The organism is Rhodanobacter sp. FW104-R8 (genome assembly GCF_001617365.1).
In the GTDB taxonomy this organism is placed as follows: Bacteria; Pseudomonadota; Gammaproteobacteria; order Xanthomonadales; family Rhodanobacteraceae; genus Rhodanobacter.
Map to the genome: position 1 here is coordinate 56,753 of NZ_LVJR01000029.1, position 21,484 is coordinate 78,236.

Consider the following 21,484-nt stretch of genomic DNA (forward strand, 5'->3'; position numbering starts at 1 on the left):
GTCGTGCCCTCTTCAACGATCGAGTTGATCCATACGCGCCCGCAGTTCATCCAGCCGCAGGTCGTTGCCGGCGCCCGGCGAGACGCGGGCGGCGAGGCTGCCTTCCGGCGTGCGTCCCCGCCCCGCGGATGCCGCGGTTTCCGCGGCGGCGCGATACGCATCGCGGAACGGCACGCCGGCGGCGGCCTGCTCGATCGCCACGTCGGTGGCGTACATCGCCGGCTCGATCGCCGCGCGCATCGCCGCTCCGTTCCACTCAAGCCGCGCCAGCAGGTCGGGCACCAGCTCCAGCGCCATCAGGCCGTGGCGCACGCCGTGGAAGATCGAACCCTTGGAGAACTGCAGGTCGCGCTGGTAGCCGGAAGGGAGCGACAGCAGCTGCTCGATCTCGGTGCGCGCGGCGGCCACGCTGGCGTAGCTGGCGCGCAGCAGTTCGATCACGTCGGGGTTGCGCTTGTTCGGCATGATCGAGCTGCCGGTGGTGTACTCGGCCGGCAGGTGCACGAAGTTGAATTCGGCGGTGGTGAACAGCGACAGGTCCCACGCCAGCCGGCGCAGGTCGAGCAGGGCGCCGGCAATCGCCTCCAGCACCGCCATCTCGAACTTGCCGCGCGACAGCTGCGCGTAGATCGGGCTGAGCTGCATGCGCGCGAAGCCGAGCGCCCTGGTGGTGTGCTCGCGGTCCAGCTTCAGGTTCACGCCGTAGCCGGCGGCGGTGCCGAGCGGGTTCGCGTCGATCAGCACCAGCGTCTGCCGCGCCCTCAGGGCATTGTCGATGAAGCCCTCGGCGAACCCGGCAAACCACATCGCGGTGGAGGACACCACCGCGCGTTGCAGGTGGGTGTAGCCCGGCAGCGGCAGTGCCGGTTGCGCGGCGCGCTCGAGGCAGACTTGCGCGATGGCACGGCAATGCGCTTCGAGCGCGGCCAGCTTGTCCTTCAGCCACAGCCGCGTGGCGACCAGGATCTGGTCGTTGCGGCTGCGCCCGGTATGCACGCGGCGGCCGGCATCGCCGAGGCGCTCGGTCAGGCGCGCCTCGATGGCGGAGTGGCCGTCCTCGTAGCGCTCGTCGAGCACGAAGCTGCCGTTGCGGAAGTCTTCGGCGAGCGCGTCCAGTTCGCGCTTCAGCGCCGCCGCCTCGTCGGCGCTGACCACGCCGATGTTGGCCAACCCTTCCACATGCGCCTTGCTGGCGGCGATGTCGTGCAGGAAGAACTCGCGGTCGAGCAGCACGTCGTCGCCGGCGAGGAACTGCATGATCCTCGCGTCGATCTGGATGCCGGATTTTTGCCACAGCGGCTGAGTCATCGTGGGAGATCCTGTAGGAGCGCACCCTGTGCGCGATGGCTTGATGGTTGGCTCCGGGCGAAGCGGTCGCGCACAGGGTGCGCTCCTACGGCTCCACCGGAATGGCGGTGTACTCGTCCACGCCGATCGCGCGGTTAATGTTCTGCATCGCCTGGGTGGCGGCGCCCTTGAGCAGGTTGTCCAGTGTGGCCACGATCACCACGCGCTTGCCGTCGGCCGACAGCGCGAAGCCACCGATCTCGGTGTGGTGCTTGTGGGCGATGCGGCTGACCCATGGCGCCTCGTCCAGTACCGATACCAGCTTCTCGTCGCCATAGGCATGCCGGAAGCGCTGCAGCACTTCCTCGCGCTTCATCGGCCGCGAGAGATACAGGTTGCTGGTGACGGTGAGCCCGCGGAAGTGCGGCGCCACGTGCGGCATGAATTCCACCGGCACGCCGAGCTGGAACGAGGCTTCCTTCTCGTGCATGTGGCCGGTGAGCGCGTACGGCATCAGGTTGTCGCGCAGCTTGTCCGGATCGTTCTTGTCCGACGGCGTGGTGCCGGCGCCGGAATAGCCGGAGACGCCGAAGCACACCGGCGGCGCGGCCAGCAGGTCCTTCAGCGGCGCGACGGAAAGCTGCATGGCGGTGGCGTAGCAGCCTGGGTTGCTGATCCGTTTCTCGCCCCGCCACTTGCCGCGGGTGAGTTCGGGCAGGCCGTAGTACCAGGTCTTGTCGAAGCGGTAGTCGGCGGAGAGGTCGAGGATCAGCGTGTCCGGCTTCGCCGCGCCGATGGCCGCCACGAACGGCGCCGCCTTGCCGTTCGGCAGCGCCAGGATCACCACGTCGGCGCCCTGCGCCGCCACGGCGGCCGGGTCCAGGCTGGCGTAGCGCAGTCCGCCGGCGAAGCCGTCGACGTGGTCGGCCACGCACTGGCCGTCCAACTCGCGCGAGGAGACAAAAGCCAGCTCCAGCGCGGGATGCGCCGCGATCAGGCGGATCAGCTCCACGCCGGTATGGCCGCGCGCGCCGACGATGCCGATGCTCTTTTTGTCGTTTGTCACCGCTTCACTCCTGCCAAGCTTTTGCCCCTCCCCCTGCTTTACAGGGGAGGGAGTCGTTGTCTCATCCCACCAGCGTCGGCTGGCGTTGCGCGCAATGCGCCACGCAGCGGGCGATGGTGTCGAAGTTGCCGTCCAGCCCGTACCAGAACACCTTCCAGCGCGGCTGCTTGAGGCAGCCGTCGGACTCGGCGTAGTAGAAGATGTTGACCTGGTTGTTGTGGCGCGAGCGCCAGAACAACTGCGGATTTTCCTCGCGCATCACCTGCCACACCGCGCGGCCCAGGCCTTCGCCCTGCGCGTCGTCGAGCACGGCGAACTTGTCCAGGTACGGCAGGCCCTGCTCGTTGTCGACATGTTCCATGGTGAGGATCATCGCGGCGCGGTAGTTCTCGCTGACGTAGATGCGGAACGCCCTGGTGCGCTCGAAATAGTCCGGCACCAGGGTGCGGCCGAAGCTGGATTCGATCAGCTCGCGCATGCGTGCGCGGTCCACGCCTTCCCAGGAATCGAAGCGCAGCACCTTCTCGCCACGCCGCACCAGGGTGCCCGAACCCTTGTGGGTGAACAGTTCCTTGGCCAGCTCGGACGGCCGGGTGATCGACACCGACGAGGTCAGCGGCAGGTCGGCCAGCAGGTCGGCGATCTGCTCGATCTTCAGGCGCATGCCGCCGCTGATCCACGGCTGCGCCATCAGGTGGTCGAACTCGGTGCTGAGGTTGATCGAGTCGATCACCTTGCCCTGGCCGTCGAGCAGGCCGCCGGTGCCGGTGAGGAACACGATCTTGTACGGCTGCAGCACGCGCACCAGTTCGTTCGCGGCGACGTCGGCGTTGACGTTGAGGATCTGCCCCTCGTCGGTTTCGCCCAGGCTGGCGATCACCGGGATGGAGTTCGCGCGCAGGCTGGCCTCGATCGGCGCCAGGTTGATGCTCTCCACCTTGCCGACCAGCCCCAAGGTGTCGCGGTCGAGGTAGCTGGCCATGAACACGCCCGACGGCACCGCGGTGGCGCGGGTGTCCATCGACTGCAGCGCCTCGACCAGCTTCAGGTTCTGCTGCATGAACACGCGCCGCACGATGCCCAGCGCCTTTGGCGAGGTCACGCGCAGGCCGCCCACGGTCTGCTTCCCGATGCCGGCGGCGGCCAGTTCCTCGTCCAGCTGCGGGCCGGCGCCGTGCAGCACGATCGGGGTCAGTCCCACCTGCTGCAGGAAGGTGAGCGAGGAGGCGAGGTCGGCCAGCTCGTCGCGCAGCACCGCGCCGCCGACCTTGACCACGGCGAAGCGCTTGGCGTCCAGCTCGGAGAAGCGCTTGAGGTATTGCTGGATTTCCTTCGCGCTGCCCATGCTCGAGAGCAGGCGCACGATCGTCTTGCGGGTGTGCTTGTGCGTTTCCATGGTTATGTTTTCCTGTGCGTTCATCCGTGAACGCGAGAGTCAAAAAGCGGCCGTCCCTGGCCGCACTTTTCAACAAGACGAAAAGCAACTTCTGCGTAGTGTTGGAGCTGGTCGAGCGCGACCCATTCGTCGGCGCTGTGCGCCTGGGCGATGTCGCCGGGGCCGTACACGAAGGCGGTGTAGCCGGCGGCGGAGAACAGCGCCGCCTCGGTCCAGAAATCCACCGCGTTGCCCACGGGGATTCCCAGCTCGTCGGCGAGATCGCGCGCGGCCAGCCGGCGCGCCTCGGCGGTGGCGGTGTCGCCCGCCGGCAGCGAGGGGCCGCGGAAAGTCTCAGCGAACTCGGCCGGCATGGGCTCGACCAGGGTGCGGAAACGTTCCAGCAGGCCGTCGGGATGCATCGTCGGCAAAGGCCGCATGCCGAAGCGCACCTCCGCACTGGGTGCGATCATGTTCGCCTTGATGCCACCCTCGATGCGGCCGATGTTGAAACGCAGGCCGGTGAGTCCGCCGAAACGCTCGTGCGCCTGCGCCGCCACGAAATCCAGCGCCGCATCGCCCCAACGCACCGCCTGGTGCAGCGCGCTGTCGCCAGGCTTCTGCTCGCCCGAGGCGTGGCCGGCGTGGCCGGCGAAGCGCATCAGCACCGACTGGATGCCGCGATGCGCCAGCACCGCCTCGCCCTTGGTGGGCTCGGCCACGATCACCGCATCGTAAGCCGGCTTGTCCGCGAGGAAGCCGGCGATGCAGCGCGGATCGTTGGCCTCTTCGTCCGTGGTGAACAGCAGCGCCATGTCGCCGCTGCCGGCGTTCGCCACCGCCAGCAATGCCGCCGCCGCACCCTTGATGTCGCAGGCACCGAGGCCGATGGCGCGGTCCGTCGTCACGCGCAGCTCGTGCGGGCTGGCCGTCCACGCCGGCGAGTCGGGCACCGTGTCCAGGTGCACGTTGAACAGCAGCTTCGGCTGGCCGCGCATCGCATGCAGACCCACGGCGCCGGCGCCGTGGTCGGTAACCGCGACGTCGAAGCCGGGCAAGTGCGCGCGGATATAGTCGAAGATGCCCCCCGTGGTGATCGCGCGCGGAGGGTTGCGGGTATCGAACGACACCAGCGCCTTGAGGTGTTCCAGTGTGGATTGCAGTAAGTCGCTCATTTCGTCATTGCGCTCATTGCGGGTTCGCGGAATAGAACCACGCCGATTGGATCAATCCCTCGCATACCTCGAACACCGCCATGTTCTCCAGCGGCGGCTCGCCAAGGCCATGGATCAGCTCGTGGTCGAACACCTTGTTGCCGACCACGGTGCGCGAGATCAGCTCCGCCTTCAGCTTCGGATTGTTGAAGCGGTGCTCGGCGTAGAAAGCGGCCAACGCCGGCTTGCCCTGTACCGACGGCGTTTCCGTAGGCATGCGCCACGAACGGAAGTCGTCCGAAAAACAGGCCAGGAAGGCTTCGAGATCGTGGGGGTTGCACGCTTCGAACTGCCGAACCACAGGAGCGGCGATATCAGACATGCAGGAGTCCGCGTGGGAATTCATGGGATGGCCACCGCGCTTCCGGCGGCCTGGGTGTAGAGATCGGGGCGAAGGATTTCCATCAGACGTTCGGGCCGGGCGGACGGTGCGAAGCCGAATTTCTCGTACAGACTGTGCGCATCGGCCGTGGCGAGCATGAAGCGCCGCAAGCCCTGCAATTGCGGATGCGCCATGACCGCCGCCACCAGCGTCTTGGAGTGGCCATGCCCACGGTGCTCCGGCAGCACGAACACGTCCGCCAGATAGCCGAACGTGGCGCCGTCGGTGACCACCCGCGCGAACGCCACCTGGCGTCCGTCGACATAGCCGCCGAAACACAGCGATCCGGCGACGGCCCGCTCCACCGTTGCGCGCGGGATGTCGCGGCTCCAGTAGGCCTCGGTGGAAAGGAAGCGATGGATCAGCCCGATGTCGAGGCTGTCCTTGTCCGTGCTGACCTGCAGGATATTCACCGGCCGACACCTCCGTGCTCACGACGCCATGGCTCCGCCGCATGTAGATAGACATTGATCGTGTCGGCGGGGCGCGGCAGCGACAATGCATCGAGGATCTGCCCGACCGCGCCGCGGTGATAGGCGCCATGCACGATCAGGTGCTGCAGCATCTCGGCGCGCGACATATCGCCTGCCTTGCCGTCGGTGAAACGGAAGCGGATGCGCTCGCCCAGTTGTTCCGGAGGTAGTTCGCGCGCATAGCCGGCCAGCCACGCGTCGCCGGCGCGGATGCTTTCCGTCAACGCCGGCAGCTCCGGCGTATCCTCGGTGTTGGTGGCGGCATGCGGGTTCGGTTCGCCTGACAGATGCGCCGCAAAGATCCGATCCACCACGAACGTGTGGTTCATCACGCGAATGGCCTTGCGCCGCTGCTCGGGGAAACGCTCACCGTCGATGGCGAGCATCGCCTCCAGCATGCTGGCGTTTGCCCACGCCTTGTACGCGAACAGGGACGCGAACATGTCAGCGGTTGACCTCCGCCCACAGCGTGCTGCTCATGCCGAACAGCTTGATGAAGCCCTCGGCCTCGGCCACGCCCCAGTCGGCCGATTGCGCATAGGTGGCGCCCTTGGCGTTGAGGATGTGCTTCGACGCGACGGCCACGGCGTTGACCACGCCGCCGTTCGTCTCCAACGTAACCTCGCCGTTGACGGTGGACTGGCTGGAAGCGAGGAAGGCCTCCAGGTCGGCCTTCAGCGGGTCATGGAAGAAGCCCTCGTACACCACCTCCACCCACTTGCGCGCCACGTCAGGCTTGAAGCGGTTCTGCTGCTTGCTCAGCACGGCCTCTTCCAGCGCACGATGCGCCGTCAGCAGCGAGATCAGGCCCGGCGCCTCGAAGATGATGCGGCCCTTGAGGCCAATGGTGGTGTCGCCGGTATAGAGGCCGCGGCCCACGCCGTAGGGCGCGAACAGCGCATTGAGCTTCGCCAGCAGCTGGTGACCGGCGAGCTTCTCGCCGTCCAGCGACACCGCCTCGCCCTTCTCGAAGCCGATCTTCACGCGTAGCGGCGCGGCCGGCCATTCGGCGCGCGGCTTGCACCAGCCGCGCGCGCCCTCGCCCGGGGCTTCCCACTTGTCGATCTCGCCGCCCGACATGGTGACGCCCAGCAGGTTTTCGTTGATGGTGTAGGCCTGCTGCTTGGCGCGCACGCCGAAGCCGCGCTCCTCCAGGAACTTCTGCTCGTAGGCGCGCGTCTGCGTGTGCTCCTTCTGGATCTCGCGGATCGGCGCCACGATCTCGTAGTCGCCGAGCGACTTCACCGCGAGGTCGAAGCGCACCTGGTCGTTGCCCATGCCGGTGCAGCCGTGCGCGATGGCCTTCGTGCCCAGTTCGGCGGCGCGCTTCAGCGCAGCCTCGACGATCAGGTAGCGGTCGGACACCAGCAGCGGGTACTGGCCCTGGTAGCCCTCGCCCGCCCACACGAAGGGCTTCACAAAGCCAGCCCAGATCGCCGGGCCGCCATCCACGGTGACATGGCTGGCCACGCCCAGTTCCTGCGCGCGGTGCTCGATGAAGGCGCGTTCCTCCGCATCCACACCGCCGGTGTCGGCGAACACGGTGTGCACGGCCCAGCCGCGCTCCTTGAGGTAGGGCACGCAGAAGCTGGTGTCGAGGCCGCCGGAGAAGGCGAGGACGATGTCTTTGCTCATGGTTTGCTGATCCTGGAAAGATGGGAAGGTCAGGCGGATTCAACGACGATGCGCGGCTCGCAGCGCACCGGGAAATTCACGGAATTGGCGATGAAGCAGGCATGGTGCGCCGTTTCGTGTGCAGCCTCGGCCCTGGCCGGGTCGCTGGCGGCGCTGATGGTCACGGTGGGATGCAGCACCACCTCGGCGAAACGGCCGCCGTCGCCTTCGGTGGCCATCGTGCCTTCGGCAGCGTCCGCGTAGGCGGTCACCACCACGCCGGCCACGGTGGCCATGTGCAGGTAGGACAGCATGTGGCAGGTCGACAGCGCAGCCACCAGCATGTCCTCGGGGTTGTGCCTGGCGGCATCGCCGCGGAACGTGGGGTCGGACGAACCGGCGATCGCCGGCTTGCCGTCGATGCGGATCACGTGGTCGCGGCTGTAGCTGCGATAGCCGTCCGTACCGCTGCCGAGGTTGCCGGTCCACTCCACGTCGACGCGGTAGTGATGCTGGTGGTTCACGGTTTCGATTCCTCTTGCTCAGCCATCAACGCGGCCAGCTCCGCGTCACCGTCGCCGTCGCGCTCGCGCAGGCCGGCGACCACGCCGGCGCGGTTGCGCGCGGGATGGTTCTGGCTCAGCTTGAACTTGCCCTCGATGCGCCCGATCGCGACCTCGAGGCCGACGATCGCGCGCAGCGACTTCTCGATGTGATCGTCCGGCGCATCCGTGATCTTCCACGGCTGCGGCTGGCCGGCCTCATGGTGATCGGTCAGTGTTTCCAGCAGGCGACGCAGCCAGATGGCGTCGTCGATCACCCGCAGGCGGCCGTGCACGTGCACTACTGCATAGTTCCACGTCGGCACTTCGCGCCCGGTCTCGTGCTTGCTCGGGTACCAGTTCGGGCTGATGTAGCCGTCCGGCCCCTGGAAGATCAGCAACACCTCGGCGCCATCCAGCTGCGCCAGTTCGTTGCCGCGGGCGACATGGCCGTGCAGCACCTCGCCGACCAGCTCGAACGGCAGGTGGTTCGCCGTCAACCCGTCTGCCGCACGGGTCACCACGGTGGCGAACGGATACGCGCGGATCAGCCCGTGCAGGGCCTCGACGCGGGTTTCCACAAAATGCTTTGGCGTATACATGAGCGCTCCTCAGCCCTGACCGATCAGCGACGCCATCACCGCCTTCTGCACGTGCAGGCGGTTCTCGGCTTCGTCGATGGCGATGCAGTACGGCGCGTCCATCACCGCGTCGGTGGCCTTGACGTTGCGGCGCAGCGGCAGGCAATGGCTGAAGAGCCCCTTGTTGGTCAGCGCCATCTTGGCTTCGTCCACGATGAAGTGCTTGTGCGCGTCGCGGATGGGCTTTTCCTTGTCCCACTGGCCGAAGTACGGCAGCGCGCCCCAGCTCTTGGCGTAGACCACGTCGGCGCCCGCGTAGGCTTCCCCGATGTCATGGCTGACCTTGAGCGAGCCGCCGTTCTGCTCGGCGTTCAGACGGCCGAACGCCATGTAGCGCTCGTCCAGCACGTAGTCGGGCGTGGGACACAGCAGGGTCACGTCCATGCCCATCTTCGTGGCGATCAGCAGCGCCGAATTGGCGACCGCGGTGTTCAACGGCTTGGGATGGTAGGTCCAGGTAAGCACGTACTTCTTCTTGGTGAGATCGCCCAGGTGCTCCTTCATGGCCAGCGCGTGGGCCAGCTCCTGGCAGGGATGGGTGATCGTCTCCATGTTGATCACCGGCACCGTGGCGTACTGCGCGAAGGCCTTGATCACCTTGTCCTGGCGGTCCACCGACCAGTCCTGGAACTTCGGGAACGCACGCACCGCGATCAGGTCGACGTAGCGGCTGAGCACGCGCGCCACCTCGGCGATGTGCTCCTCGGTGTCGCCGTCCATCACGCTGCCCACCTCGAACTCGATCGGCCACGCATCCTTGCCCGGCGCCAGCACGATGGCATGGCCGCCGAGATGGAACGCGCCCAGCTCGAAGCTGGTGCGGGTACGCATCGAGGGGTTGAAGAACATCAAGGCGACGGATTTGCCGGCCAGCTGCTGGCCGCGCGGCGAGCGCTTGAACGCGGCGGCCTGCTCCAGCAGGGCGTCGATCTCGGCGCGGCTGTAATCCTGGGTGGTCAAGAAATGCCGAATGCTCATGAAGTCAGGCCCTTGCTCTTCTCGATGCGTCCGGCCACGAATGGCCGGGATGGGTGGATGGATCCACGTCAGGCTGTGTGGTCCGGCCACGGATGGCCGGGGTTTCGCGGACGGATCCGCGCAAAATGCACCAACAAAAAACCCGGCACGAAGGCCGGGTTTATCGTCGATGCACGTGAAACGCGTGCGACTGCCTACCCGGCCGAATATCCACCCAGCGGTCGGCGCGCACGCGACGTCATGCCAGCGGCCGCGCGGGCGCTGGTGAGTACGGTGGCGGTATAGACGGCTGTGGACATTGCGGAACCCGGATGACTGGCGCCCATGATGGCGGCAATTTCGCTGCCTTGCAACAAAAAAATCAGCCTCCGGAACCACAACGCCGCCAACGGGTGGCGGCGTTGTCGTTCCAGAAGCGGCGAGCGGGTCAGTCGGCCGGCTCGACCTGCACGCGCACGCGCAGGCGCTCGCCGGGATCGTAGCTCAGGCGCGAGGTGTAGATCTCGCCGCGGTAGCGGTATTCCACGTCGTAGCCGACGACCCGGCGCTGCTCGCTGACCGAACTGACCTGGCGGCACTGGGTCTGGCTCGTCTCATAATCGCGCCCCTGGCCGGACACCCGGTTGCCGACCGCACCGCCGGCGACGGCGCCGACCACGGTGGCGGCCTTGCGTCCGTCGCCCTTGCCCACGGTGTTGCCCAGCACGCCACCGATCACGGCGCCAAGCACCGTGCCGGCCGTGCTGTTGCCGCCCTCGTGGCGCACCACCGGCTGCTCATAGCACTCCTGCCGCGGTACTTCGGTGCGGGTGACGGCCTGCACCGGATCGGCCCGCAGCACGTCGGCCCAGCCGTAATGGGCATTGTCGTCGGCGCTGGCGTAACGCGCGTCCTGCGCATGGACGCCGGACGCCATCAAGGCGAGCGCCAGTGCGGAAAGCCACAGCTTGGTCATTGCGACCTCCAATTTCGGAACAACGGCGCGCATCTGCGTGCGGACTGGCAGCATTCCAGCAAATTCACGCTGAATACACCCTTAGAATCCGCCCCTGGCGGGGCTTGCGCGACCCGGCTGCTTACACCTTGTTAAGATGCCGGGCTGGCCGCGCCCTGCCACCGCCCGGCGCACCCATGTTGCGGATCCCACCGATGCCGATTTCGCTCTACAACAGCCTCACCCGCCGCACCGAACCGTTCGCCCCGCTCGATCCCGAGCGCGTGACGATCTACCTGTGCGGTCCCACCGTCTACAACTACGTGCATATCGGCAATGCGCGCGGACCGGTGGTGTTCGACGTGCTGGTGCGGCTGCTGCGGCGGCACTATCCGCAGGTGGCGTACGCGCGCAACATCACCGACGTCGACGACAAGATCAACGCCGCCGCGCAGCAGCAGGGCGTGCCGATCGGCACGATCACCGAACGTTTCGCCCAGGCGTACCGCGAGGACATGGCCGGGCTCGGCGTGGCGCCGCCGGACATCGAGCCGCATGCCACCACCCACATCGGCCCGATCATCGCGATGATCGAGAGCCTGCTCGACGGCGGCCATGCCTACGCCGCCGAAGGCCACGTGCTGTTCGACGTCGGCTCGTTCCCGGCCTATGGCGAGCTGTCCGGCCGCGACACCGACGAGCTGATCGCCGGCTCGCGCGTCGACGTGGCGCCGTACAAGCGCAGCCCCGGCGACTTCGTGCTGTGGAAACCGTCCACGCCGGAGCTGCCCGGCTGGGACAGCCCGTGGGGCCGCGGCCGCCCCGGCTGGCACATCGAGTGCTCGGCGATGAGCGCGGCGCACCTGGGCGAGACCATCGACATCCACGCCGGCGGCATCGACCTGCTGTTCCCGCACCACGAGAACGAGATCGCCCAGTCCACCTGCGCGCACGGCGGCAAGACCTTCGCGCGCTGGTGGATGCACAACGGCATGCTCACCTTCGACGGCCGCAAGATGTCCAAGTCGCTGGGCAACGTGCTGCTGCTGCACGACCTGCTGGAACTGCACCCGCCCGAGGCGCTGCGCCTGCGTCTGCTCAGCGGCCACTACCGGCAGCCGCTGGACTGGTCGGAAGCCGCCATCGCCCAGGCGACCAGCACGCTGGACGGCTGGTACCGCGTGCTGCGCGACCTGGCCGCGGTCGAACTGCCGGGCGGCGAATTGCCGGTGCCGGAGCGCATCGAGGCGGCCCTGTGCGACGACCTCAACACGCCGCAGGCGCTGGCCGAACTGTCCGTGCTGGCCGATGCGGCGCGCCAGTCCGGCAGCGCCGAGGCGAAAGCCGCCCTGCTCGGCGGCGGCGCCCTGCTCGGCCTGCTGCAGCAGGATCCGCAGGCGTGGTTCCGGCGGGGCGAGCATGCGGTCGACGCGGCACGCATCGAGGACCTGCTGCAACAGCGCCAGGCCGCCCGCGCGGCCCGCGACTTCGCGCGCGCCGACGCGATCCGCGACGAACTGGCCGCCATGCACGTCACCATCGAGGACAGCGCCCAGGGTACGCGCTGGAGCATCGCCAAGGCCTGATCCTTCCAGCAGCGCACCCATGTATGGGCGACGGCGCATTTCGCTTATCGCCGGCACCCGCGCGATAATATGCGCATGAACGCCATCGCCACCACCAACGCTGAACAGGCACAACAGGAGATCGCCGAGGAATTCGCCTTCCTCGGCGACTGGACCGAGCGCTACCAGTACCTGATCGATCTCGGCCGGCAGCTCCCGCCGTTCCCTGAAGAACACAAGATCGAGGCTTGGCGTGTGCACGGCTGCCAGTCGATGGTCTGGCTGGTGCCCAGCGGCGATGCCGCACGCATGCATTTCGAGGCGACCAGCGACTCGGCGATCGTGTCCGGCCTGATCGCCCTGGTGCTGCGCGTCTATTCCGACCGACCGGCGGCGGAAATCCTCGTCACCGAGCCGGCCTTCATCGCCACGATCGGCCTGGCCAAGCATCTCTCGCCCACGCGTTCGAACGGGCTGGCGGCGATGCTGGCGAAGCTGAAGGGTTACGCCGCCGCCGCGGTGAGTTAGGAGTGAGTGGAGAGGAGTGGGCAGTGAGAGAAAAGCTGGAGCGCAACACGCCGTTGCCTTCTCTCACTGCTCACTCCTCTTCCCTCACTTCTTAAAAAAAGCCCCGCATCGAGCGGGGCTTTTTTCGCGACGCGGCAGCGACGCTCAGTCGCCCATCTGCTTCTGCAGGTGCTCGCGACGCTCCTGCGCATCCAGCGACAACGTGGCGATCGGACGCGCATCGAGACGGTCGATGCCGATTTCCTCGTCGGTCTCCTCGCAGAAGCCGTAGCTGCCTTCCTCGATCCGGCGCAACGCCTTGTCGATCTTCGAGATCAGCTTGCGGTAGCGGTCGCGGGTGCGCAGCTCCAGCGAGTTCTCGGTCTCGCGGGTGGCGCGCTCGGCTTCGTCGCCGACATCACGCACTTCCTCGCGCAGGTTGTCCATGGTCTGGCGCGACTCTTCCACCAGCTGATCGCGCCAGTCGCGCAGCTTGTCGCGGAAGTAGGCCAGGTGCATCGGGTTCATGTACTCCTCGTCGGACGAGGGGTGGTATCCCTTGGGCAGGTTGATGATGCTGGTGGATGGCAGCGCATACCGGCCATCTTCGCGGGTGATGCCGTTGTCGAGTTTCTTTGCAGCGGATTTATTCATTGAGGACGACGAGTTTTTCGGGCTTTTGGAGGAAGAGGCATGGCCCGCGGCGGCTGGGGCTGCGCGCGGCGTCACCATGGCGGTTGCACTCGCCACCTTGCCCTTGAACAGGGTGCTGGCGGGTGCCGGGGATACGTTCTTGGCAGCGGCCGCCGGCGCTGGCTTGGCTGCCGGCTTGACCGGCTTGACCGCCGGTTTTGCAGGCGCCACCGCTTTCCTGGCGACCGGCTGGACGGCGGGCTTCGCCACCGGTTTTTTGGCTGCGCTGCCCTTGGGCTTGATGTTCTTGGCAACGACCTTGTGGACCGCCACCTTCTTGACGACAGCCTTCTTCGGCGCAGGCTTTTTCGCGACGACCTTCTTGACCGCCACTTTCTTCACCGGTGCCTTCTTCGCAACCGGCTTCTTCGCCGGAGCGGCCTTCTTCGCTGGCGACCTGGCGGCGCTCTTGCCTGCCACCGGCTTCCGGGCCGCCACCTTCTTTGCCACCGCCTTGCCGGCGGGTTTCGCCGCGCTGCGGCCGGCCTTCGCGGGGGCCTTGCTGGTGCCCACCGCCCGTCCCTTGGCTGCCGCCTTCGGCTTGCCGACCCTGGCATCACGCACCTTGGTCGAAGCCTTGCCCTTCTGCGCCTTGGCGGCGGTCGAATTACGCGTCGTTTTCGCCATATCCCTTCACCGTTTTTGGCCGTGGCGGCCGGGTGTTATAGCCCATGTGTCCTACACCAGCAAGCTTGCTTCTGGAATACTTGTACCACTACCTGCCGCAAGCCGTGCCGGCGTCGTGAATGCCTTGACCCGATTGATACTGTGGATGCTGCGTTTGTACAAGCGCTGGCTCAGTCCCCTGCTCGGCTCACGCTGCCGCTTCCACCCTACCTGCTCCGATTATGCACGGATTGCGGTCACGCGCTTCGGCCCGTGGCGCGGCATCCTGCTGGCTGGCTGGCGGCTGCTACGCTGCCAGCCATTGTGCACCGGTGGTCACGACCCGGTGCCCGAGCACTTCCATTACCCCCGCTGTCGTTCCCAAGTAGATTCCCCCGACGTCCGCTGACTGGTTCATCAAGAACGCAGTGAGGAGATCACCTGGATGCTGGTCGAAGCCCGCATCGACGTACGTCAACACTTGCGTCAACGGCCAGCGCGTGTGGAACGGTTCGACTGTCGACGACAGCATGCGCGGGCAGCGACTGGCATTCGACCGCTGAGCGGACCCTTTGGACGGGTACTGCCCGCCGGCTTATGACATGCAGGAGCGGCGGGCAGTGCCCACCCTACGCGGCGACTACCTCACGGCGTGGAGCCGTAGCCGCCTTCCACGCCCTTGCTCGCATAGGCCACTGCATCATGCGGATGCAGGCTTTCCTGATGCTCGACGCGGATGTGGAAGTCGCTCAACGCGGCGTCGGCGTCGAGCGCCTTCTGGATGCGCCGGGCGGCGTCCTCGCAGAACATCAGGTTGCTGCCGTTGGCCAATGCGAAGGCCTGCTCGTCTTCGCGCTTCACCGCCGTCTGCACCGGCGTGCCGAGCGCGTGCTCGACGCGGTCGATCAGGCCGATCAGGTGGAAGCCCGCGCCGATCACCGGGCGGGTACGCAGGCGCGCCACGCTGCGCTGGGCATGCGGGGTGGCGACGATGCCGCGCTCGCCGCCGAGCCAGGCCAGCACCGCAGCGTGGTCGAGCGGCTTGCCTGCGTCGAAGTCATTCGCGAACTGGTCCTGGATCAACTGCCGCGATAGCGCCGCCGAGGCCGGACAGGTGGAGGAATAAACCACCTCGGTGCCGAACTCGAGCAGGAACTCGTCGCCGGTGAGGCTCGCTTCTATGCATACCGGGTACGCGCGCCAGCCGCTGTTGGCGCTCTTCAGCGCGGGGCGGCGCACCAGGTGCTCGAAATGGATGCTGAGGCAGGCGCGGTCGGACAGGTCCCTGTGCGAATCGAGGAAGCCGCGCAGCAGCGCATGCAGCATCGACGCATTCAGCGTCTGCGTGCTCAGCGCCTGCTCGACCTGCAGGTACAGGCGCGACATGTGGATGCCGCGCTTGTCCGGCCGGTTCAGGTTGACGAAGGCGCCGACCCGCGCGCTGGAACGCTGCGCCTGGCCGTCGCCTGCGTCGAACAGCACCGGCACCTGGATGTCGGCCATGCCGACCCAGTCCAGCGCGCCGGCGAGATGCGGCTGTGCATGCACGGCGACGTCGGGCAGCAGGCGGGCGGTATTTTCCTGGTTCGGCATGGTGGGGATCCTGGCATCGGCGAACGGATCGCCGTGAAGCGCTCAATCTTGGGGCAAGCCGGCCGCCGCTCAATAGTGGCGTGGTGGAAACGCTGCGTCCCGGGGTCGTTCTACGCCATCTACCGACGCCATGCACGGGCGGCCTGCCACGCCTGCAGCGCGGTGGCCAGCCCGGTGCGCGCCTGGCCGGCCCGCAATACCGCCAGCGCATCGCCGGCCCGCGCCGCGCGCCGCGCCAGCCCACTGGCGTGGCGTGACTCCAGCGCGCGGAATACGCTGAGCGGCCCGGCCAGGGCGGCCGATGCCTTCCAGCTGGCCAGCAGGTCGTCCAACTGCGCCCTGATCGCCTGCTGCCGCGCCGCGCCGGCCGTGCGCAGCTGCGCGCGGCCCAGGCCATGGCGGGCCAGCCGCGCCATCGGCAGCGGCAGACGATCGCGTTCGACGTCCTGCTCCAGCCGCAGCAGGGCATACAGCAGATGGTTCAGCACGGCGACCCGCGATGCCCGCTCCGGCGACGCATCGGCGCCGTACCACCAGGCGGTTTCCAGCGCGGCCAGCGCACCGTGCAGCGGCAGCGCCGCCTCGACCTGCGCGGGGAAGTCGGCGGCGGTGCCCTGCTCCAGCTGGGCCATCGCGGCCAGCACCGGCGCCAGCCACAGCTCGCCGGCGAGGGCATGCGCCCGCTCCTCGTCGAACAGCACCTGGGTCAGCGGATGGCGCCCGCCGCTGGCCGACGCCCCGGCCAGCTCCTCGGCCCACCAGTTGAGCTTGGCCACCGCCACCTGCGGCTCGCGGATGCCGTAGGCGGCGCCGAGCAGTTCCTGTTCCAGCGCGGCCAGCGCCACGTGGCCGGGATAGCGCCGGCCATCGACGAAGGCCAGCGCCACGCGCTGCTGCGGCTGCACCGCCAGCCACTTGTCGATGAAGCCCTGCAGTACCGCGTTCTGTTCGACCAGTTCGATCATGCCGGGACCGGTTGCAGTTTCAGCAGGTCGGCCAGCTCGGCCGGATGGTCCAGCACGGCGTCGGCGCCCCAGCGGCGGGGATCGCCGCCGTCGAGGTAACCCCAACCCACCGCCACCGTGTACAGGCCGGCGGCGGCACCGGCCTGGACGTCGCGGCGGTCGTCGCCGACGAATACGCAGCGCGCCGGCGCCACGTCCGCGTGTTCGCAGGCCAGCAGCACCGGCGCCGGGTCGGGTTTCTTCACCGGCAGGGTGTCGCCGGAGATCACCGCTTTCGCACGCCCGGCCCAGCCGATGCGGCGCACCAGCTCATCGGTGAGGAAAGCCGCCTTGTTGGTGACGATGCCCCAGCGCAGGCCGTGCGCCTCGATCCGCGCCAGCAGCTCGTCGATGCCGTCGAACGCGCGCGTCTGCTGCGCCATCACGTCCTGGTACAGCTGCAGGTAGCGCGGCATCAGCGCTTCCAGCGCCGGCTCGCCACGCGCGGCGAACGCACAGCGCAGCACTGCGCGCGCGCCACGCGACACCACCTCGCGCACCGGCGCGTACGGTGGCGGCGGCACGCCCTCTTCCGCGCACTGCACCCGCAGCGCGGCGTACAGGTCGGGTGCGCTGTCGAGCAAGGTGCCGTCCAGGTCGAACAGCACACCCTGGAGGTTTTCGGGCAACGGCTTCATGCCGGCTTGGACGCGCTGAGCAGGTAATTGACCGCGGTGATCCGGCTCAGCCAGGCCTTGCGGCTGAGCGGGTTGTAACCCAGCCCGGAAACGTCCTCCAGCTCCAGCCCGGCATGGCGCAACAGGCGGCCCAGCTCGGACGGCTTCAGGAACTGCGCGTAGTGATGGGTGCCGCGCGGCAGCATGCGCATCACGTATTCCGCGCCCACGATCGCCGCGCCGAACGCGGCCGGCGTGCGGTTGAGGGTGGACATGAACAGCCGCCCGCCCGGCTTCAGCATCGCAGCCAGGTCGCTTACCAGTGCCGCCGGGTCGGGCACGTGCTCGATCAGCTCCATGCAGCACACCGCGTCGAAGCTTTCCGGCTCGGTCGCCGCCAGTTCGGCCGAGGACTGCACGCGGTAGTCGACGCCGAGGCTGGATTCATGCAGGTGCAGCTTCGCGACGTCGATCACCTTGTCACCCAGGTCGATGCCGGTGACCTTCGCGCCGGCGCGCGCCAGCGCCTCGCTGAGCAGGCCGCCACCGCAACCGACGTCGGCCACCTTCGCCCCGCGCAGGTCGACGCGGGCGGCGATATAGGCGGCGCGCACCGGGTTGAGGTCGTGCAGCGGGCGCGACTCGCCGTCGGGATCCCACCAGCGCGCCGCCAGGCTGTCGAAGCGGGCAATCTCGTCGGGGTTGACGTTGGCGGTGATCATGTTCGAGTCCACGGTGGGTACACGAGTTTATTGAAAAGTGCGGCCATGGATGGCCGCTTGCTGATTTTCGCACTCATTTCAGGCCAGCCATTCGTGCACCGTGATATCCCAGCCGCCACTGACATGGGCCGGGTCGTCGTGCACGAGCGCGGTCGCCTCGGCCAGGTCCGCCGCGTGCAGCAGGTAGGCGCCGCCGGACTTGTCGCTGAACCCGCCGGACAGTTCCACCCGGCCTTCTTGTCGCAAACCCTCCAGGAACGCCAGGTGCAGCGGCACCACGGCCGGGTCGAGGTGCGGCCGGCGGATCAGCAGGACCAGGTAACGGTTCATCGAAGGCTCCGGGTCAGGCCGAGGCGATGCGTTCGCGCCAGGCGCGCGTGCGCTCCAGGATCGCGGCGGTGTCCATGCCGACCAGCTCGCGCGCGGCCAGCTTGCGCTTGCCGGCGATCCACACATCGCTGACCTGGTGGCGGCCGGTGGCATAGACCAGCTGCGAGATGACGTGGAACAGCGGCTGGGTCTCCAGGTCGCTCAATCGCACGGCGGCGAAGTCGGCCTGCTTGCCAACCTCGATCGAGCCGATCCTCGCCTCCAGTCCGATCGCCTTCGCGCCGTTGAGCGTGGCCGCGCGCAGCGCGAACGCCGCGTCGAACGCCGCGGCGTCGCCGGCGACCGCCTTGGCCAGCAGCGCGGCGGTGCGCATCTCGCCGAACATGTCCAGGTCGTTGTTGGAGGCGCAACCGTCGGTGCCCAGCGCCACGTTGACGCCGGCCCGGCGCAGCTTTTCCGCCGGGCAGAAACCGGAGGCCAGCTTGAGGTTGGACTCCGGGCAATGCACCACCGACACGCCGGCCGCAGCGCAGGCGGCGATCTCGCCGTCGGTCAGCTGGGTCATGTGCACGGCGATCAGGCGGTCGTTGACCAGGCCCAGCTTCTGCAGGCGCTGGAACGGGCGCAGCCCACTCCTGGCCTTCTCGTCCTCCACCTCGTGCGCGGTCTCGTGCGTGTGCAGGTGCACCGGGATGTCGAGCTGGTCGGACAGCATGCGGATGCGCTCGAAGCTCTCGTCCGACACCGTGTACGGCGCGTGCGGCGCGAACGCCGTGCTGACCAGGTGGTCGCCGCGGAAGCTGTCGTGCACCTCGCCGGCGCGCTCGAAGTATTCGTCCTGGCTCTTCGCCCACGCGGTGGGAAACTCGATCACCGGCAAGCCCACCACGGCGCGGAAACCGAGCTTGCGGTAGGTGGCGCCGATCACGTCGGGGAAGAAGTAATTCTCGTTGGCGCAGGTGGTGCCGCCGCGCAGCATCTCGGCCACCGCCAGCTCGACGCCGTCGCGCACGAACTCCGGCCCGATCACCTTGGCCTCGGCCGGCCAGATGTGCTGCTGCAGCCACACCATCAGCGGCAGGTCGTCGGCGAGGCCGCGCAGCAAGGTCATCGGGTTGTGCGTGTGGCTGTTGACCAGCCCGGGGATCAGCGCGTGCTCGGCGAGCGAAACGCGCTCGCGCGGCGCGTAGGCAGCATGCGCGTCGGCGATCGGCAGCAACGCCACGATGCGCTCGTCCTGCACCACCACCGCGTGGTTCTCCAGCACCACCGCATGCGGCTCGATCGGCACCACCCAGCGGGCTTCGATCATCAGGTCGACGGGCTGTGGGATGGTCTGGTTCATCGCTCACTCGCTTGCAAAGGATGGATATGAGAAGGGGCGGCACACCGGAGTGGTGCCCGCCCCCAATCGTCACGTCTCAGTATCGTCATTCCGGCGAAAAGCCGGAATCCAGCGTCTTTCCACCGGAACATGGCGAAGGCTTTGTGTGCTTCGCACGAGTGTTTCACTGGATCCATGCCTGCGCAGGGATGACGTATCGGCAAAATCGCGCGCAAGCGCGCGGGCCAATACGTCACTTGACGCGGCTGACGTACTCGCCGGTGCGGGTGTCGACCTTGATCACCTCGTCGGTGCCCACGAACAGCGGCACGCGCACCACCGCGCCGGTTTCCAGCGTGGCCGGCTTGCCGCCGCCGCCGGAGGTGTCTCCGCGCACGCCGGGGTCGGTCTCGACGATCTTCAGCTCGACGAAGTTCGGCGGCTGTACCGCGATGATCTCGCCGTTGAACAGCGTGACCACGCACTCCTCCTCGCCCTTCAGCCACTTCGCCGCGTCGCCCACGCCGGCCTTGCCGGCCTGGTGCTGCTCGAACGACTCCTGGTGCATGAAGTGCCAGAACTCGCCGTCGGAATACAGGTACTGCATGTCGGTATCGGTGACGTCCGCCACCTCGAACGAATCGCTGGACTTCATCGTCTGCTCGGTGGTGCGCCCGGTCTTCAGGTTGCGGATGAAGATGCGGGTGAACGCCTGGCCCTTGCCGGGCTTGATGAACTCGGCTTCGGTGATGATCCACGGATCGTTGTTGTGAAGGATCTTCATACCCTTCTTGACGTCGTTGAGACCGGCGGTGGCCATGCAATGAGCTCCGAGATATATGAATTTCAATGTTCAAGGGCCCGAAACGGGCCCCTGCGCCGCTGCCGGCGGCTAAAATAGGTGGTTTGACGGGCCAGCCGGCCCAGACAAGGCCATACATGATAACCGCAAGCCCCGGCGCACGCATTACACCCGACGCAGCGGCGGCCGGCGCCGACTGGCGGCAGCTGTGGCGCGACGCCGTCACCGATGCCGGCGAACTGCTGGCCCTGCTCGGGTTGTCGCACCTCGCCGGGCAGCTGCCGCCGGCGGATGCCGGCTTCCAATTGCGCGTGCCGCGCGGCTTCGTCGCCCGCATGCGCCAGGGCGACCCGCGCGACCCGCTGCTGCTGCAGGTGCTGCCGCAGCTGGACGAGCTGGACGAGGTGCCCGGCTTCGTCGCCGACGCGGTCGGCGACCTGGCCGCGCGCGAGGCGCAGGGCGTGCTGCACAAGTACCAGGGCCGCGCCCTGCTGATCGCCAGCGGCAGCTGCGCGATCAACTGCCGCTACTGCTTCCGCCGGCATTTCCCCTACGGCGAGGAAATGGCCGCCGCCGGCCAGTGGCGGCAGGCGCTGGAATACCTGAGGCGGGACCGCTCGATCAGCGAGCTGATCCTGTCCGGGGGCGACCCATTGGCGCTGGCCACCGGCAAGCTGGAGGAACTGGGCCACGGCCTGGCCGGGCTGCCCCACGTCACCCGCCTGCGCATCCACAGCCGCCTGCCGGTGGTGCTGCCGGAACGGATCGACGACGCCTTCGTCGCCTGGCTGGCCGGCCTGCCGCTGCAGAAAGTGGTGGTGCTGCATGCGAACCACGCCAATGAACTGGACGCCAGCGTCGACGCCGCCTGCGCGCGCCTGCGCGCCGCCGGCGCCACCGTGCTCAACCAGTCCGTGCTGCTGCGCGGGGTCAACGACGACGCCGACACGCTGGCGGCGCTGTCCGAGCGGCTGTTCGCCGCCGGCGTGCTGCCGTACTACCTGCACCAGCTCGACCGCGTGCAGGGTGCGGCCCATTTCGAGGTCGACGACGACCGCGCCCTGGCGTTGACGGAGGCGCTGCGCGCGCGGCTGCCCGGGTACCTGGTGCCCCGGCTGGTGCGCGAAGTGGGCGGCGACGCCTCCAAGCGTCCCCTGTGAACCGGGCAGCGATCACCGTTGCGCAGTTTTTTGCTGGCGACAGGTGGCGGAATCC

Annotated in this window: 24 protein-coding genes; 4 read left to right on the plus strand and 20 right to left on the minus strand. The window is 67.8% G+C overall.

The features are described 5' to 3' along the window. Positions 1 to 12: 12 nt before the first annotated feature. The 12 genes from argH to RHOFW104R8_RS09975 all read right to left on the minus strand — a co-directional run bounded on the left by argH (position 13) and on the right by RHOFW104R8_RS09975 (position 10,527). Entirely contained in the window at positions 13 to 1,308 is a 1,296-nt protein-coding gene (gene argH, locus RHOFW104R8_RS09920) for an argininosuccinate lyase (protein ID WP_068097722.1), read from the minus strand. Positions 1,309 to 1,393: 85 nt separating this feature from the next. Then, entirely contained in the window at positions 1,394 to 2,353 is a 960-nt protein-coding gene (argC, locus tag RHOFW104R8_RS09925) for an N-acetyl-gamma-glutamyl-phosphate reductase (protein WP_068097719.1), read from the minus strand. A 61-nt stretch (positions 2,354 to 2,414) separates the two neighbouring features. Then, the gene (locus tag RHOFW104R8_RS09930; protein WP_068097716.1) at positions 2,415 to 3,749 is read right to left on the minus strand and encodes an acetylglutamate kinase; all 1,335 of its coding nucleotides are present in this window, start codon (positions 3,747 to 3,749) and stop codon (positions 2,415 to 2,417) included. A gap of 20 nt (positions 3,750 to 3,769) precedes the next feature. Then, complete coding sequence (locus RHOFW104R8_RS09935) at positions 3,770 to 4,903, minus strand: acetylornithine deacetylase (RefSeq protein ID WP_068097712.1); 1,134 nt, start codon at positions 4,901 to 4,903, stop codon at positions 3,770 to 3,772. Between the two features lie 13 nt (positions 4,904 to 4,916). Beyond that, positions 4,917 to 5,264 carry a nuclear transport factor 2 family protein gene (locus tag RHOFW104R8_RS09940; protein WP_068097704.1) on the minus strand — a complete coding sequence of 116 codons (348 nt, stop codon included), beginning with the start codon at positions 5,262 to 5,264 and terminating at the stop codon, positions 4,917 to 4,919. A 20-nt stretch (positions 5,265 to 5,284) separates the two neighbouring features. Further along, entirely contained in the window at positions 5,285 to 5,737 is a 453-nt protein-coding gene (locus tag RHOFW104R8_RS09945; protein WP_068097703.1) for a GNAT family N-acetyltransferase, read from the minus strand. Next, complete coding sequence (locus tag RHOFW104R8_RS09950) at positions 5,734 to 6,240, minus strand: DinB family protein (protein WP_068097702.1); 507 nt, start codon at positions 6,238 to 6,240, stop codon at positions 5,734 to 5,736. The genes RHOFW104R8_RS09945 and RHOFW104R8_RS09950 overlap by 4 nt, the downstream gene beginning before the upstream one ends. A 1-nt stretch (position 6,241) precedes the next feature. Then, positions 6,242 to 7,432 (minus strand): argininosuccinate synthase, encoded by a 1,191-nt coding sequence (locus tag RHOFW104R8_RS09955; protein WP_068097700.1) that lies wholly within the window; start codon positions 7,430 to 7,432, stop codon positions 6,242 to 6,244. Positions 7,433 to 7,461: 29 nt separating this feature from the next. Further along, on the minus strand, positions 7,462 to 7,935 hold the full coding sequence (locus RHOFW104R8_RS09960) for an OsmC family protein (RefSeq protein WP_068097699.1): 474 nt from the start codon (positions 7,933 to 7,935) through the stop codon (positions 7,462 to 7,464). After that, a complete protein-coding gene (locus RHOFW104R8_RS09965) occupies positions 7,932 to 8,555 on the minus strand; it encodes an FMN-binding negative transcriptional regulator (protein ID WP_068097696.1) in 624 nt (207 codons plus the stop codon). The genes RHOFW104R8_RS09960 and RHOFW104R8_RS09965 overlap by 4 nt, the downstream gene beginning before the upstream one ends. A gap of 9 nt (positions 8,556 to 8,564) precedes the next feature. After that, the gene (locus tag RHOFW104R8_RS09970; RefSeq protein WP_068097693.1) at positions 8,565 to 9,572 is read right to left on the minus strand and encodes an N-acetylornithine carbamoyltransferase; all 1,008 of its coding nucleotides are present in this window, start codon (positions 9,570 to 9,572) and stop codon (positions 8,565 to 8,567) included. Between the two features lie 427 nt (positions 9,573 to 9,999). Next, positions 10,000 to 10,527, minus strand: coding sequence for a glycine zipper 2TM domain-containing protein (locus tag RHOFW104R8_RS09975; protein WP_068097691.1), 528 nt, complete (start codon positions 10,525 to 10,527; stop codon positions 10,000 to 10,002). Between the two features lie 194 nt (positions 10,528 to 10,721). Here RHOFW104R8_RS09975 and cysS point away from each other — a divergent pair, with 194 nt between their 5' ends. Beyond that, complete coding sequence (gene cysS, locus RHOFW104R8_RS09980) at positions 10,722 to 12,092, plus strand: cysteine--tRNA ligase (RefSeq protein WP_068097688.1); 1,371 nt, start codon at positions 10,722 to 10,724, stop codon at positions 12,090 to 12,092. A gap of 75 nt (positions 12,093 to 12,167) precedes the next feature. Then, positions 12,168 to 12,599 carry a SufE family protein gene (locus tag RHOFW104R8_RS09985; protein ID WP_068097845.1) on the plus strand — a complete coding sequence of 144 codons (432 nt, stop codon included), beginning with the start codon at positions 12,168 to 12,170 and terminating at the stop codon, positions 12,597 to 12,599. 144 nt (positions 12,600 to 12,743) lie between these two features. Here RHOFW104R8_RS09985 and dksA read toward each other — a convergent pair whose 3' ends face one another. Further along, a complete protein-coding gene (gene dksA, locus RHOFW104R8_RS17685) occupies positions 12,744 to 13,898 on the minus strand; it encodes an RNA polymerase-binding protein DksA (protein ID WP_068097686.1) in 1,155 nt (384 codons plus the stop codon). A 115-nt stretch (positions 13,899 to 14,013) separates the two neighbouring features. Between dksA and yidD the strand changes: the two genes are divergently transcribed. Continuing rightward, positions 14,014 to 14,286, plus strand: coding sequence for a membrane protein insertion efficiency factor YidD (gene yidD / locus RHOFW104R8_RS16960; RefSeq protein WP_407071439.1), 273 nt, complete (start codon positions 14,014 to 14,016; stop codon positions 14,284 to 14,286). A gap of 236 nt (positions 14,287 to 14,522) precedes the next feature. On the opposite strand, the gene folE2 is transcribed toward yidD, so the two are convergent. From folE2 to efp, 7 genes are all read right to left on the minus strand, one after another. Continuing rightward, entirely contained in the window at positions 14,523 to 15,470 is a 948-nt protein-coding gene (gene folE2 / locus RHOFW104R8_RS10000) for a GTP cyclohydrolase FolE2 (protein WP_068097681.1), read from the minus strand. Between the two features lie 119 nt (positions 15,471 to 15,589). Continuing rightward, the gene (locus tag RHOFW104R8_RS10005; RefSeq protein WP_068097678.1) at positions 15,590 to 16,435 is read right to left on the minus strand and encodes a phytoene synthase; all 846 of its coding nucleotides are present in this window, start codon (positions 16,433 to 16,435) and stop codon (positions 15,590 to 15,592) included. Beyond that, complete coding sequence (gph, locus tag RHOFW104R8_RS10010) at positions 16,432 to 17,112, minus strand: phosphoglycolate phosphatase (protein ID WP_068097675.1); 681 nt, start codon at positions 17,110 to 17,112, stop codon at positions 16,432 to 16,434. Before gph ends, RHOFW104R8_RS10005 begins: the two co-directional genes overlap by 4 nt. Further along, positions 17,109 to 17,813: a bifunctional 2-polyprenyl-6-hydroxyphenol methylase/3-demethylubiquinol 3-O-methyltransferase UbiG gene (gene ubiG, locus RHOFW104R8_RS10015; RefSeq protein ID WP_068097842.1), complete on the minus strand. Its 705-nt coding sequence runs from the start codon at positions 17,811 to 17,813 to the stop codon at positions 17,109 to 17,111. The genes gph and ubiG overlap by 4 nt, the downstream gene beginning before the upstream one ends. Before the next feature lie 78 nt (positions 17,814 to 17,891). Further along, positions 17,892 to 18,143: a YciI family protein gene (locus RHOFW104R8_RS10020; RefSeq protein WP_068097668.1), complete on the minus strand. Its 252-nt coding sequence runs from the start codon at positions 18,141 to 18,143 to the stop codon at positions 17,892 to 17,894. Between the two features lie 13 nt (positions 18,144 to 18,156). Next, on the minus strand, positions 18,157 to 19,488 hold the full coding sequence (locus RHOFW104R8_RS10025) for a TRZ/ATZ family hydrolase (protein ID WP_068097665.1): 1,332 nt from the start codon (positions 19,486 to 19,488) through the stop codon (positions 18,157 to 18,159). A gap of 232 nt (positions 19,489 to 19,720) precedes the next feature. Then, the gene (gene efp, locus RHOFW104R8_RS10030; RefSeq protein ID WP_068097662.1) at positions 19,721 to 20,287 is read right to left on the minus strand and encodes an elongation factor P; all 567 of its coding nucleotides are present in this window, start codon (positions 20,285 to 20,287) and stop codon (positions 19,721 to 19,723) included. Positions 20,288 to 20,406: 119 nt separating this feature from the next. On the opposite strand from efp, the gene epmB reads away from it, so the two are divergent. Continuing rightward, positions 20,407 to 21,429 carry an EF-P beta-lysylation protein EpmB gene (gene epmB / locus RHOFW104R8_RS10035; protein WP_068097659.1) on the plus strand — a complete coding sequence of 341 codons (1,023 nt, stop codon included), beginning with the start codon at positions 20,407 to 20,409 and terminating at the stop codon, positions 21,427 to 21,429. Positions 21,430 to 21,484 lie beyond the last annotated feature (55 nt).

What these genes read in the sequence shown, in the direction of transcription:
- argH (WP_068097722.1), bottom strand. Translation starts at nt 1,308, where the DNA reads ATGACTCAGCCGCTGTGGCAAAAATCCGGCATCCAGATCGACGCGAGG.
- RHOFW104R8_RS09930 (WP_068097716.1), bottom strand. Translation starts at nt 3,749, where the DNA reads ATGGAAACGCACAAGCACACCCGCAAGACGATCGTGCGCCTGCTCTCG.
- RHOFW104R8_RS09935 (WP_068097712.1), bottom strand. Translation starts at nt 4,903, where the DNA reads ATGAGCGACTTACTGCAATCCACACTGGAACACCTCAAGGCGCTGGTG.
- RHOFW104R8_RS09940 (WP_068097704.1), bottom strand. Translation starts at nt 5,264, where the DNA reads ATGTCTGATATCGCCGCTCCTGTGGTTCGGCAGTTCGAAGCGTGCAAC.
- RHOFW104R8_RS09950 (WP_068097702.1), bottom strand. Translation starts at nt 6,240, where the DNA reads ATGTTCGCGTCCCTGTTCGCGTACAAGGCGTGGGCAAACGCCAGCATG.
- RHOFW104R8_RS09955 (WP_068097700.1), bottom strand. Translation starts at nt 7,432, where the DNA reads ATGAGCAAAGACATCGTCCTCGCCTTCTCCGGCGGCCTCGACACCAGC.
- RHOFW104R8_RS09965 (WP_068097696.1), bottom strand. Translation starts at nt 8,555, where the DNA reads ATGTATACGCCAAAGCATTTTGTGGAAACCCGCGTCGAGGCCCTGCAC.
- RHOFW104R8_RS09970 (WP_068097693.1), bottom strand. Translation starts at nt 9,572, where the DNA reads ATGAGCATTCGGCATTTCTTGACCACCCAGGATTACAGCCGCGCCGAG.
- RHOFW104R8_RS09975 (WP_068097691.1), bottom strand. Translation starts at nt 10,527, where the DNA reads ATGACCAAGCTGTGGCTTTCCGCACTGGCGCTCGCCTTGATGGCGTCC.
- cysS (WP_068097688.1), top strand. Translation starts at nt 10,722, where the DNA reads ATGCCGATTTCGCTCTACAACAGCCTCACCCGCCGCACCGAACCGTTC.
- RHOFW104R8_RS09985 (WP_068097845.1), top strand. Translation starts at nt 12,168, where the DNA reads ATGAACGCCATCGCCACCACCAACGCTGAACAGGCACAACAGGAGATC.
- dksA (WP_068097686.1), bottom strand. Translation starts at nt 13,898, where the DNA reads ATGGCGAAAACGACGCGTAATTCGACCGCCGCCAAGGCGCAGAAGGGC.
- folE2 (WP_068097681.1), bottom strand. Translation starts at nt 15,470, where the DNA reads ATGCCGAACCAGGAAAATACCGCCCGCCTGCTGCCCGACGTCGCCGTG.
- RHOFW104R8_RS10005 (WP_068097678.1), bottom strand. Translation starts at nt 16,435, where the DNA reads ATGATCGAACTGGTCGAACAGAACGCGGTACTGCAGGGCTTCATCGAC.
- gph (WP_068097675.1), bottom strand. Translation starts at nt 17,112, where the DNA reads ATGAAGCCGTTGCCCGAAAACCTCCAGGGTGTGCTGTTCGACCTGGAC.
- ubiG (WP_068097842.1), bottom strand. Translation starts at nt 17,813, where the DNA reads ATGATCACCGCCAACGTCAACCCCGACGAGATTGCCCGCTTCGACAGC.
- RHOFW104R8_RS10020 (WP_068097668.1), bottom strand. Translation starts at nt 18,143, where the DNA reads ATGAACCGTTACCTGGTCCTGCTGATCCGCCGGCCGCACCTCGACCCG.
- RHOFW104R8_RS10025 (WP_068097665.1), bottom strand. Translation starts at nt 19,488, where the DNA reads ATGAACCAGACCATCCCACAGCCCGTCGACCTGATGATCGAAGCCCGC.
- efp (WP_068097662.1), bottom strand. Translation starts at nt 20,287, where the DNA reads ATGGCCACCGCCGGTCTCAACGACGTCAAGAAGGGTATGAAGATCCTT.
- epmB (WP_068097659.1), top strand. Translation starts at nt 20,407, where the DNA reads ATGATAACCGCAAGCCCCGGCGCACGCATTACACCCGACGCAGCGGCG.